The sequence below is a fragment of the Actinoplanes nipponensis genome (assembly GCF_016862275.1).
GTDB classification, from domain to species: Bacteria; Actinomycetota; Actinomycetes; order Mycobacteriales; family Micromonosporaceae; genus Actinoplanes; species Actinoplanes nipponensis.
In genome coordinates, this window is record NZ_BOMQ01000040.1 from 16452 (window position 1) to 27947 (window position 11496).

The window sequence follows — 11496 nt, forward strand, 5'->3', positions numbered from 1 at the left end:
TCAGCCGGCGGGGCCGGAGGTCACCTCGGCGGCCGGGGCGGAGATGGCCCGGCGACGCTCCCGGACGAAGGACGCGCAGCTCAGCCCGTACCCCAAGGTCAAAAGCGCGCCCACCGCCCGGACCGGGACCGGCACGACGGGCAGGACCGCCATGGTCAGAGCGCCCGCCGCCCAGCCGGCCAGCAGCACGGTGTTGATGCTGTCCTGGGCGGCCCAGCCGCCGCCGCGGCGGCCGGCCTGCCGCCTGATCTCGGTCAGCAGCGCGTGGCCCAGCCCGAGAGCGAGCAGGCCCAGCAGCAAGGTGGCGAAGACGGAATGGGCGCCCCCGGCAACCGCGGCCACGGCCGTGCCGCCGGCCAGCAGCGCGAGACCGCTGACGGTCCCGACCCGCGCGGCGCGTCTCTCCTCCACATCCACTGACAGTCGGCAGGATCGCCCCGGGCCTGAGGAGCGGGGTGACTTCACTGGTTAGCGGGCGCCGCTTCGGGGGACGATGACGGACGTGATCGGATCCCTGAAGCTCGAACCCGCGGTGTCCCGGCTCGACCTGCTGGCGGCCCCGGTCGCGGCGGCCCTGGAGGTGTGGCCCGCCGAAGCGCCCATCGACGGCGACCAGGTGCTGGTCGCGCCGATCGACGCCGGCCTGGCCGACACGGCCGCCTTCTGCGAAGCCTACGGCGTGACCCTGGCGGAATCGGCCAACTGCGTGATCGTGGCGGGCCGCCGCGGCGAGGTGACCCGCTACGCGGCCTGCGTGATCCTGGCGACCACCCGCGCCGACGTGAACGGGATCGTGCGCCGCCACCTGGACGTGCGCAAGGCGAGCTTCGCGCCGATGGACGAGGCCGTGCGGCTCACCGGGATGGAATACGGGGGGATCACGCCGATCGGGCTGCCGCAGTCGTGGCCGGTGCTGGTCGATGCGCGGGTGGTGGCGACGCCGCACGTGATCATCGGGTCGGGGGTGCGGCAGAGCAAGATCGCTATTGCGGGGCCGGCGTTGGGGGCCCTGCCCGGGGCCGAGGTCATCGACGGGTTGGCGCGGGAGGGGTGATTTTCTTTATCCGGTACGGGGACGGGTGAACCCCAACCGCAACACCGGGGTTTTGTACCCGCAGCTTTGAGCGTTGCGGTGGTCCGGGCCGGCGGTCATCCGCCGGGCTGACCCGTCGGGGTGGTGGCTCGCGCCGGGTTCGTTTTGCTGAGATCAGCGGGGCGGCGGGGCGGGCCGGTCGGGGCGGGGATGGGCGTTCGGCTGGTCGTCGCGTGGCTGCCGGCATCGAGCTCAGTCGCTTCGGCGGTCTCCCAACCGGGTGTGCGATGCGGTCGTGCGGAGGGATTCTTTGCTGGTCAGCGTCGGGATTGCTCCAGTATGGGGTGGCTTGCGAGCGAGGGTGGCTTGTGAGCAAGGGTGGCTTGCGCGCGCGTGGTGGCTTGTCCAGGTGGTGGCTTGAGTCCGGTCGTGGCTTGAGTCCGGTGGTGGCTTGAGTTCAGGGGGTCTGGCAAGCCCGGGCAGCCGCCGGCGACGACCCAGCTGGGCGCATCGAGTGAATCCGTCGGCATTCGCGCGGCACTGGCGGCTGTCTGCGGGGCTCCGCTGCACCCTGGGACGCAGGTTTTGCGTCCGCAACGCCTCGGGCGTCAGCGCCTGCTAACGGCTGAGCGGCCGTCACTCATCCGCGCGCCGGCTTAATCGCCGAACCTCTGAATGCGGCGGTGGGCGCCCGTTGCGTCAGTGGTGGTGTTCCACTCCGGCCGAAGCACCAGGACCGACCTCACCCGGGCTCTGGGACCGGTGGCAGATCCTTCGCTCGGTTGGCCGAGCCGGCAGCATCCATGACCGTGCCTTGACCGAGGCGCTGCTTCGCCGGGATGAAGCACGACTGCGTCGCAGCGGCCGGATCTGACCTGCGCGACCGAGACAAGCCGCGGCGTATTGCGGTAGGTCGCCTTCTGCAACCGCCACCCCACGCACGCTGTCTTCGACCGCGGCGACCGGCACGCTGTCCTTGACCGCGGCGACCGGCACGCCGTCCTCGATCACGCCGTCCTTGACCACGGCTACCAGTCATCCGCCTCGACTACCGTCACCGGCCCTCCGGCCCTCCGGCCCTGACCCCCGCGATCGCGCCGAGGGCACGGACTGGTCCCCGTCCATCTCCCTCACACTGCCGATCCCTGCACGAGTCGGTGTCCAAGCATGCGGTTGGAGCTGGTGGGGTGCGGTGGTCGGTGGGTCGTCGGTGTCGGGGTTCGGGGGTTCGCGTTGGGCAGAAGCGGATCGCGGACGCTCGCGTGGGCACCCGTCCGGATCGCCCCCGGCCCCGGTTACCCGCCCGGCGCGGCGGTCGGCGTGGGCGGCAATTCGGTGGACGGGGGAGCTCGGCGGTGGTGGGGTCGGGGCGTGACGGAGATTCGGCTTGCCCGGCCCTCGGACCTCATCGCCATTCAGCGGATCGAGTTCGCTGCCGGTGAGCTCTTCCGGGATGTCGGGATGCCCGAGATCGCCGACCATCCCGAGCCCACGATCGCCGCCCTGACCGAGTACCAGCGCGCCGGCCGTTGCTGGGTGGCGGTTGACGGCGACGATCGGCCCCTCGGGTTCATCCTGGTCGACCTCGTCGACGGTCGGGCCCACATCGAGCAGGTCAGCATCCTGCCCGACCACGCGCACCGGCGGATCGGCCGGGACCTCATCGATCACGTGACGAGCTGGGCCGCCGGTCGCGGGTTGGGTGCGCTCAGTTTGACGACGTTCCGGAGTGTGCCGTGGAACGCGCCCTACTACGAGCGGCTCGGCTTCTCCGTGTTGCCTTCCGCGGTCCACGGGCCCGAGCTGGCGGCGTTGCTGGTCGAGGAGGCCGCGCACGGGCTCGACCCCGAACACCGGGTCGCCATGGTGCGCCCCATTCACCAGCTTCGATGATGTTTCACGTGGAACGTCATCGAGTGGCGTCGACGGCCTCGCGCCGGGCGATCTCCTCCAGGGCCGAGCGGAGGGCCGCCGGCTCCTGGGCGCCCTGGACCACGTACCGGCGGTCGACGACGAAGGTCGGCACGCTGGTGATGCCGAGCTCCCGGGCCTCGGCCAGGTCGGCGTTGACCGCGTCCGTGCCGGCCGGGCCGGCCAGGTAGGCCAGCGCCGCCCGCTCGTCGAGCCCGATCTCGCCGGCCAGCCGGGCCAACTGCGCGTGCGAGCCCAGGTCGGCGCCGTCGGCGAAGTGGGCCCGCTGCAGCGTCTCGATCATGGTGAGTTGCAGCTCCTGGGCCGCGGCCCAGGCGACGAGCCGGTGCGCGTCGAACGTGTTGGCCGCGACCGCGCGGTTGTACTCCAGCGGCAGGCCCGCGCCGCGGACGACCGTCGTCACATGGGCCAGCATCTGCCCGACGCGCCGCGGGTCGCCGACCTTCGCGATCATGGCCCGCTCCAGCGGCAGCGGCGCCCCGACCGGCTCCGGGTCGAGCTGGTACGCCCGGAAGGTCATCGACACATCGCCGGGGAAGTCGAGCAGCACCGCCTCCAGCCGGCGCTTGCCCAGGTAGCACCACGGGCAGACCAGGTCGTACCAGATCTCCAGGTTCACGACTGCTCGCGGATCTGCCGCTTGAGCCGGCCCAGGATCGCCGTGCCGCCACGGATGCGCAGCGGGCTGATCGCCGTGCCCAGCCCCATCCGGTTGTAGAGGTCGTCCGGCACGGCGAGGATCTCGCCGGTCGACGCGCCCTCCAGGCCCTCGGCCAGGATGCCGGCGAACGCCCGCGTCGTCGGGGCCTCCGGCGGGCAGTCGAAGTAGCTGCGGACGGTGTCGTCGGGCTGCACCTCGGCGCGCAGGAAGAACTGCGTCTGGCACTCCGGCACCTGTTCCATGCCCTCGTGCCCCCGGAGGGACTCGGGCAGCGGCGGCACCGCGTCGGAGAACTCCAGCAGCATCTCGAGCACGACCTCGCGGGGCGCGGAGGCGAAGTCGTCGACGATCTCGGCCAGCTTGGCAGGCATGTCGCTCACGGTCCGACCCTACGTCGAGGGGTCACGCCGCGGTCGAGCTCGGCAGGAGGGCCAGGTCACTCAGGCTGATGATGCCGACCACCTTGCGGTCGGCGTCGCAGACGAGCAGCCGGCGGACGCCGCGCTCCCGCATCGCCTGCACGGCCTCGTCCACGCCGGCCGACTGCTCGATCATGATCAGCTCGCGGGTGGCGATCGAGGCCAGGGTGGTCGACCGGGGCGGCAGGCCCTCGGCGATCGCACGGACCACGATGTCGCGATCGGTCACCAGCCCCGACATGGTCGGGCCGTCGGTCACCACCACGTCACCGATGGACTGGTCACGCATCGCCTGCGCCGCCTCGTCCAGCGTGGTGCCGCCCGGCAGGTAGACCACCCGCCGGGTCATGACGTCGGCGACAGTTGTCCTCGCCATGGGTCGTGACCTCCGTTTTCTCGTGTCACTCCTGCCCAGGCCGTACCCGGGCTACTCGGTCATTACACGCACCACGTCGGTGACGGGCACGTCGTGTCGCTCGCCGGTGCGCCGGTCGCGGATCTCGGCGTACCCCTCGGCCAGCCGGCGGCCGACCACCACGATGCGCCGGACGCCGATCAGCTCGGCGTCGGTGAACTTCACGCCCGCCGAGAGCTGCTGCCGGTCGTCCAGCAGCACCCGCAGACCGCGGCTCACCAGCTCGGCCGACAGCGCCTCGGCGGTGCCGAGCTGACCGTCCTTGCCGGCCGCGACGACGTGCACGTCGGCCGGGGCCACCTCGTCGGGCCAGAGCAGGCCGCGCTCGTCGTGGTGCTGCTCGGCGACCGCCGCGACGGCACGGGAGACGCCCACGCCGTAGCTGCCCATGGTCGGGCGCACCGGCTTGCCGTCCGCGCCCAGCACGTCGACGGCGAAGGCCTCGGTGTAGCGGCGGCCGAGCTGGAAGATGTGCCCGATCTCGATGCCGCGCCGGACGGCCAGCTCGCCGCTGCCGCAAGCGGGGCACGGGTCGCCGGCGCGGACCTCGGCCGCCTCGACGGTGCCGTCGGGGGTGAAGTCGCGGCCCGCGACCACCGAGGTCGCGTGCTTGCCGGGCTGGTTGGCCCCGGTGAGCCAGGCGGTGCCGGGCGCCACCCGCGGGTCGGCGAGGTAGCGCAGCGCGAGACCCTGCGGGCCCAGGTAGCCCCGGACCAGGTCGGGCCGGGCGGCGAAGTCGTCGAACAGGGTGACGGTGGCCGGGCTCAGGGCGGCGTCCAACCGCTTGAGGTCGACCTCGCGGTCACCCGGCACGCCGACGACCAGCAGACTGTCCTCCCGCCCGGGGTGGTGCACGGTGACGACGACGTTCTTCAGGGTGTCGGCCGCGCTCCAGTCGGTGCGCCCGTCGAGGGCCTGCTCGTTGGCCAGCTCGACCAGCGCGGTGATGGTCGGGGTGGCGGGGGTGTCGTGGACAGTCAGCGGGGGGTGCTCGCGCTGCGCCACGGCCGGGACCGGCGTCACCACGGCCTCGGTGTTCGCCGCGTAGTCACAGGTGGTGCAGGCCACGAACGTGTCCTCGCCCACGTCGGCCAGGGCCAGGAACTCCTCCGAGGCCGAGCCGCCCATCGCCCCGGACATCGCGGCGACGATGGTGTGACTGAGGCCGAGCCGCGCGAAGATGCGCTGGTATGCCTCCCGGTGCCGGGCGTACGAGTCGGCCAGGCCGGCGTCGGACAGGTCGAACGAGTAGGCGTCCTTCATCAGGAACTCGCGCCCGCGCAGCAGGCCGGCGCGCGGGCGGGCCTCGTCGCGGAACTTGGTCTGCACCTGGAACAGGATCAGCGGGAAGTCCCGGTAGGAGCTGGTCATGTCCCGCACCAGCAGGGCGAACATCTCCTCGTGGGTGGGCGCGAGCAGGAGCTCCGCGCCGCGGCGGTCCTTGAGCGTGAACAGGTCGTCGCCGTAGTCGGTCCAGCGGCCGGAGACGTCGTACGGCTCGCGCGGCAGCAGGGCCGGGAAGGACACCTCCTGGCCGCCGATGGCCGTCATCTCGGCCCGGACGATCGCGGTGATCCGGTCGAGCACGAGCTTGCCCAGCGGCAGCCACGTGTAGCCACCCGGAGCCGCGCGACGGATGTAGCCCGCGCGCAGCAGCAGCCGATGGCTCGGCACCTCCGCCTCGGCGGGCTCCTCGCGCAGGGTCCGGAGCAGCATCGTGGACATTCGCAGCAGCATGGGAGGCAGCCTAGAAGGCCCCACCGACAGGAATCATCCGGTTATCCACTGTTGCCAGCGTCACTCTGCCGTCGGTGCCGGGCCGGTGCAAAACTGGGCTCTCAGCGGCCTCACGGAACGGGGGAGACGGCCATGAGCTGGGACAACTTCGTAGCGCTGGGAGACAGCTTCACCGAGGGGATGGACGATGCCTATCCCGACGGCACCTATCGCGGGTGGGCCGATCTGGTGGCCGCCCGCCTGGCCGTCGACGCCGGTCCCGGCTTCGGATACGCCAACCTCGCCGTCCGCGGCAAGGTCCTCGGGGAGGTTCTCGCCGAGCAGGTCGGCCCCGCGCTGGCCATGCGCCCGAGCCTGGTGAGCTTCGCCGCCGGCGGCAACGACATCCTGCGTCCCAAGGTCGACCCGTACGCCCTGGTCGACCGCATCGACCCGGTGATCGCGCGGTTCCGGGCCGCCGGGGCCGACGTGCTCGTGTTCCGTTTCGCCGACGTCACCGCCCACCTGCCCGGCCAGCGCATCGTCGGGCCCCGGGCGGCCGCGCTCAACGACGGCGCCCGGGAGCTGGCCGACCGGCACGGCGCCATCCTGATCGACCTCTTCGCCGACGAGGCCTTCCACAACCCGCTGCTGTGGAGCGCCGACCGCCTGCACCTGTCGGCGGCCGGGCATCGCCGGGTGGCCGCGCACGTGCTGGATGCCCTCGGGGTCGGGGTCGACGAGGAGTGGCTGCTCGTGCCGCCGATGCCGGCGCCGAGCCCCTGGCTGCTGGCCCGCGGGGCCGACCTGCGCTGGGCGGGCCAGCACCTCGCGCCCTGGATCAAGCGGCGTCTCGCCGGCGCCTCCTCCGGTGATCTCGTGACGGCCAAGCGTCCCGAGCTGCGTCCCATCGAAGCGATAGCGTGAGTGACATGTCAGTAGAGAACGATCCGGCGCCGGCCCTGCAGGCGTACGCCCACCCCGACAAGCTGGTCACCACCGAGTGGCTCGCGGCGCATCTCGGCACCGAAGGCCTCGTGGTCGTCGAGTCGGACGAGGACGTGCTGCTCTACGAGACCGGTCACCTCCCCGGCGCGGTGAAGGTCGACTGGCACCTCGAGCTCAACGACCAGCTGACCCGCGACTATCTCGACCCGGCCGCGTTCGCCGCGATGTGCGAGGCCAAGGGGATCGGCCGGGAGGACACGATCGTCTTCTACGGCGACAACTTCAACTGGTGGGCGGCGTACGCCCTGTGGGTGTTCAGCCTCTTCGGGCACCGCGACGTGCGCCTCCTCGACGGCGGCCGGCAGAAGTGGGTGGCCGAGGGACGGGAGCTGACCCGGGAGCGCACCGAGCGCCCCCGCGCCTCCTACCCGGTGCCCCGCCGCGAGGACGGGCCCCTGCGCGCCTTCCGCGACCAGGTCATGGCCCACATCGCCAGCGGGCGGCCGCTGGTCGACGTGCGCTCCCCGCAGGAGTACACCGGCGAGCTGACCCACATGGCGGCGTACCCGCAGGAGGGCGCCTTGCGCGGTGGGCACATCCCCGGCGCGCTCAGCAAGCCGTGGAAGTCCGCGGCCAACGACGACGGCACGTTCAAGCCGGCCGACGAGCTCGCCAAGATCTACCGGGACGAGCTGGGGCTGGAGAGCGGCGACGACGTGATCGCGTACTGCCGGATCGGCGAGCGTTCCAGCCACACCTGGTTCGTGCTGCACCACCTGCTCGGCTATCCGCAGGTCCGCAACTACGACGGCTCGTGGACGGAATGGGGCAACCTCGTGCGCGCGCCCATCGCCAAGGGATCCGAGCCCGGCGGCCTGTCCTAAGCCGGATGGGAGCGGCCTGGCGGGACCACGGCGCCACGATCATCGTCACCCTGCTGGTGCTGCCGGTCGCCGGCGTCGCCGCGTACCTCTGGCGGCGCCGGAGCCGGTCCCGGCGGGAGTCCCTCGCCGAGATCGGGCTGCTGTGCTGGACCCTGCCGTTTCTCGGCATGCTGTTCACGCCGCAGGGCACGCCGCGGTCGGTCGACCTCGTGCCGCTGCACGACCTGCCGTCGTGGCTGGCCGGGGATCCCGGCACGGCGGTGGCCCAGCTCGGCGGAAACCTCGCGGTGCTCGCCGGGGTGGGCCTGTTCCTGCCGGTCCGGTACGGCTGGGCCGCCTCGCTGCCGCGCATCCTGGCCATCGCCGTGGTCAGCGCCGTCCTCATCGAGGCGCTGCAATGGGTGCTCGCCATCGGCCGGGTCTCCAGCGTGGACGACGTGCTCGTGAACACGGCCGGCGCGGTGCTGGCGGCCGCCTGCTCGCGCCCGTGGTGGGTCGTGGAGGCGGACACCGAAGGTCAAACCGTGCCGGTACCCTGAGCGACTCAGCGCGCCGACGGGGAGGGCGACGAAACGACGTGAGCAACACCTTTCAGGTCGACCTGCGGGGCATCGTCGATCTGCTCAGCCATCACCTCTACGCCAGCCCGCGGGTCTACGTACGCGAACTGCTGCAGAACGCCGTCGATGCGATCACCGCGGTGCGGGCCGGCGAGGCCGGGGCCGGCGGGCGGATCAGCATCGAGTCCTCCACCACGACCGGCGACGGCAGCCTGCGCATCGCCGACGACGGCATCGGGCTCACCGAGGAGCAGGTGCACGAGCTGCTCGCCACCATCGGCCGCAGCTCCAAGCGCGACGAGCTGGGTTTCGCCCGGCACGAGTTCCTCGGCCAGTTCGGCATCGGCCTGCTCTCCTGCTTCCTGGTCGCCGACGAGATCCGGGTGCACACCCGCCGGGCCGGCGCCGCGCCGGTGCTGTGGACGGGGTACGCCGACGGCCGTTACGACGTCCGGCCCGGTCCGGAGCGCGAGCCCGGCACGTCGGTGACCCTGATCCCGCGCCGCGGGTCGGAGATGTTCCTGCTCGGCACGACGGTCGCCCAGCTCGCCACCCTCTACGGCTCGCTGCTCCCGGTCGACGTCACGGTGGACGGCACCACCGTCACGGTGGGCGAGGTGCCGTGGGCCGCCGGGCGCCGGGCCGCGATCTCGTACGCGGAGCGCACCCTCGGCTTCACCCCGTTCGACGTCGTCGAGCTGGACGTGCCCGAGGCCGGGCTCACCGGGGCCGCGTTCGTCCTGCCCACGCCGGTCAATCCGGCCACCCGCGGCGGTCACCGGGTCTACCTCAAGCGCATGCTGCTGGCCGAGGCGGTCGAGGGGCTGCTGCCGGAGTGGGCCTTCTTCGCCCGCTGCGTGGTCGACAGCACCGAGTTGCGGCCGACCGCGAGCCGCGAGGCGCTCTACGACGACAGCCTGCTGGCCGCCACCCGCGAGGCCATCGCCGACCAGCTGCGCGGCTGGCTGGTCCGGCTCGCGTCGACCGATCCGCGCCGGCTGGCCGAGTTCCTGCGCATCCACCACCTCGGGGTCAAGGCGCTCGCCCTGCACGACGACGAGATGCTGCGCCTGGTCGAGCAGTGGTGGCCGATGGAGACCAACACCGGCCAGATGACGCTGGCCGAGTTCCGCACCCGGCACGGCCTCATCCGGTACGCCGCCACAACCGACGAGTTCCGCCAGCTCGCGGCCGTCGCCGCCGCCCAGGACGTCGGGCTGATCAACGGCGGGTACACCTACGACGCCGAGATCATCGAGCGGTTGCCGGAGCTGGACCGCACCCTGCGGGTGGAGCGGCTGGAGCCGACCGACCTGGCGACCCGCTTCGACGCCGTGGACGCCGCCGCCGAGCTGCGGCTGCGCCCGTTCCTGTCGGCCGCGCAGCGCCGCCTCGACCGGCTCGGCTGCGAGGTGGTCGTGCGCACGTTCGAGCCGGCCAGCCTCCCGGCTCTCTACCTGGTCAGCCGGGCCGCGCACTTCCACGAGGAGTTCACCGCCACCCGGGAGAAGGCCGACGAGCTGTGGGGCGGGGTGCTGGACGCCCTGGCCGACAGCGACCCGCCGGATCGCCCGCAGCTGGTCCTCAACCACCGCAACCCGCTGGTGCGCCGGATCACCGCGATCGGCGAGGAGGAGCTGACCGCGCTGGCCGTCGAGGCGCTGTACGGCCAGGCGCTGCTGCTCGGCTACCACCCGATCCGGCCGGCCGACTCGGCGCTGCTCAACACGTCGTTCCTCGGCCTGCTCGGCCGGGCCGTCCCGGGGGAGGCGCCGTGAGCCGGTCCGCCGACGAGTTGTGGGGGCTGCTCCAGGAGGCCCACCGGATGCCGTACGGCGCCGCCCAGATCGCGGTCATCGAGCAGGTCATCCGGCACGCCGACGCGCTCGGCGACCGGGAGCTGGGCTATCAGGCGCGGATCCTGGCCACGACGGCGTACACGTACGGCGGCGAGGTGGCCAAGTCGTTCGTCACGTTCTCGTGGTGCCTGAGCGACTTCGACCGGGACCCGGCGCCGTTCCACGCCCGCACCGAGCGGGAGCTGCTCTGGCACTTCAAGTACATGGTCTCGGCCCTGACCAAGTTTCCCGAGGTGCCGCTGGAGCGCACGTACGCGGTCCTGGACGACATGGAGCGTCGTTACCTGCGGGCCGGCCACAGCCTGCAGGCCGTGCACAAGCACCGGTACGTGGTGGCCCGCCACGTCGGCCTGGCCGGGGAGGCCGACGAGCTCTACGAGCGGTGGAACACCACACCCCGCGACGACCTGTCCGACTGCGCCGGCTGCGACCCGTCCGCCCAGGTCACGTACCTGTCCAGCCGGGGCCGCGACGACGAGGCGGTGGCCCTGGCCGAGCCGGTGCTGGCCGGCCGGCTGACCTGCACCGAGCAGCCGCAGACGATCCTGAGCGGGCTGATGGTGCCCTACCTGCGTACCGGCCGGTTCGAGGAGGCGGCGGACGCGCACCGGCGGTCGTACAGGCTGATGCGCGGCAACCTCGCCGACCTGTGGGAGATCGGCGACCACATCGCGTTCTGCGCGCGGACCGGCAACGAGAACCGCGGCCTGGAGATCCTCCAGCGGCACATCGACTGGCTGGACCGGGCGCCGTCGCCGGCCGCGGGGATGAACTTCGCCGCGTCGGCCGCGCTGCTGCTGCGCCGGCTCGTCGCGCTGGGCCACGGCCGGACGATCGTGCGCCGCCGGGACAAGGAGGACCGTACGGCCGGGGAGCTGGCCGAGGAGCTGGCGGCGTACGCCACCGCGCTGTCGCTGCGCTTCGACGCGCGCAACGGCACGACGGAGCAGAGCCGGCAGATCGCGGCGGAGCTGGTCGCGGAGCCGTACGACGTGGTGCTCCCGCTGTCCCCGTCGGCCCGCCGGCACCCGGCCGCGCGCCCCCAGCCACGGCCGGCGCCCGCCGAGCC

The 11496-nt window shown here is 72.6% G+C and carries 11 protein-coding genes and 1 pseudogene; 7 read left to right on the forward strand and 5 right to left on the reverse strand.

Annotated elements, in window-relative coordinates; translation table 11 throughout:
* The gene (locus Ani05nite_RS16590) at positions 1-411 is read right to left on the reverse strand and encodes a hypothetical protein (RefSeq protein ID WP_203769295.1); all 411 of its coding nucleotides are present in this window, start codon (positions 409-411) and stop codon (positions 1-3) included.
* A gap of 94 nt (positions 412-505) precedes the next feature.
* Between Ani05nite_RS16590 and Ani05nite_RS16595 the strand changes: the two genes are divergently transcribed.
* The gene (locus tag Ani05nite_RS16595; protein WP_438845458.1) at positions 506-1054 is read left to right on the forward strand and encodes a YbaK/EbsC family protein; all 549 of its coding nucleotides are present in this window, start codon (positions 506-508) and stop codon (positions 1052-1054) included.
* A 1350-nt stretch (positions 1055-2404) separates the two neighbouring features.
* A complete protein-coding gene (locus Ani05nite_RS16600) occupies positions 2405-2926 on the forward strand; it encodes a GNAT family N-acetyltransferase (RefSeq protein ID WP_239130074.1) in 522 nt (173 codons plus the stop codon).
* A gap of 16 nt (positions 2927-2942) precedes the next feature.
* Here Ani05nite_RS16600 and Ani05nite_RS16605 read toward each other — a convergent pair whose 3' ends face one another.
* The 4 genes from Ani05nite_RS16605 to Ani05nite_RS16620 are packed head-to-tail and all read right to left on the reverse strand — an operon-like array spanning position 2943 to position 6197.
* Positions 2943-3584, reverse strand: a complete 642-nt coding sequence (locus Ani05nite_RS16605) for a DsbA family oxidoreductase (RefSeq protein ID WP_203769297.1) — start codon at positions 3582-3584, stop codon at positions 2943-2945.
* The gene (locus tag Ani05nite_RS16610) at positions 3581-4006 is read right to left on the reverse strand and encodes a SufE family protein (RefSeq protein ID WP_203769299.1); all 426 of its coding nucleotides are present in this window, start codon (positions 4004-4006) and stop codon (positions 3581-3583) included. Before Ani05nite_RS16610 ends, Ani05nite_RS16605 begins: the two co-directional genes overlap by 4 nt.
* A gap of 22 nt (positions 4007-4028) precedes the next feature.
* Positions 4029-4421: a CBS domain-containing protein gene (locus Ani05nite_RS16615; RefSeq protein WP_203769301.1), complete on the reverse strand. Its 393-nt coding sequence runs from the start codon at positions 4419-4421 to the stop codon at positions 4029-4031.
* Positions 4422-4472: 51 nt separating this feature from the next.
* Positions 4473-6197, reverse strand: a complete 1725-nt coding sequence (locus tag Ani05nite_RS16620; RefSeq protein ID WP_203769303.1) for a proline--tRNA ligase — start codon at positions 6195-6197, stop codon at positions 4473-4475.
* A gap of 132 nt (positions 6198-6329) precedes the next feature.
* Here Ani05nite_RS16620 and Ani05nite_RS16625 point away from each other — a divergent pair, with 132 nt between their 5' ends.
* From Ani05nite_RS16625 to Ani05nite_RS16645, 5 genes and pseudogenes are all read left to right on the forward strand, one after another.
* Positions 6330-7103 (forward strand): SGNH/GDSL hydrolase family protein, encoded by a 774-nt coding sequence (locus Ani05nite_RS16625; RefSeq protein WP_203769305.1) that lies wholly within the window; start codon positions 6330-6332, stop codon positions 7101-7103.
* A 5-nt stretch (positions 7104-7108) separates the two neighbouring features.
* On the forward strand, positions 7109-8008 hold the full coding sequence (locus Ani05nite_RS16630) for a sulfurtransferase (protein WP_203769307.1): 900 nt from the start codon (positions 7109-7111) through the stop codon (positions 8006-8008).
* A gap of 5 nt (positions 8009-8013) precedes the next feature.
* Positions 8014-8547 carry a VanZ family protein gene (locus Ani05nite_RS16635; protein ID WP_203769309.1) on the forward strand — a complete coding sequence of 178 codons (534 nt, stop codon included), beginning with the start codon at positions 8014-8016 and terminating at the stop codon, positions 8545-8547.
* A 38-nt stretch (positions 8548-8585) separates the two neighbouring features.
* On the forward strand, positions 8586-10346 hold the full coding sequence (locus tag Ani05nite_RS16640; RefSeq protein ID WP_203769311.1) for an HSP90 family protein: 1761 nt from the start codon (positions 8586-8588) through the stop codon (positions 10344-10346).
* Positions 10343-11496: pseudogene (locus Ani05nite_RS16645) on the forward strand (tetratricopeptide repeat protein); the annotation flags it as partial. The gene Ani05nite_RS16640 and the pseudogene Ani05nite_RS16645, both read left to right, overlap by 4 nt.

Coding starts and splice junctions, on each gene's coding strand:
- Ani05nite_RS16620 (WP_203769303.1), bottom strand. CDS start 6,197: ATGCTGCTGCGAATGTCCACGATGCTGCTCCGGACCCTGCGCGAGGAG.
- Ani05nite_RS16630 (WP_203769307.1), top strand. CDS start 7,109: ATGTCAGTAGAGAACGATCCGGCGCCGGCCCTGCAGGCGTACGCCCAC.
- Ani05nite_RS16615 (WP_203769301.1), bottom strand. CDS start 4,421: ATGGCGAGGACAACTGTCGCCGACGTCATGACCCGGCGGGTGGTCTAC.
- Ani05nite_RS16625 (WP_203769305.1), top strand. CDS start 6,330: ATGAGCTGGGACAACTTCGTAGCGCTGGGAGACAGCTTCACCGAGGGG.
- Ani05nite_RS16635 (WP_203769309.1), top strand. CDS start 8,014: ATGGGAGCGGCCTGGCGGGACCACGGCGCCACGATCATCGTCACCCTG.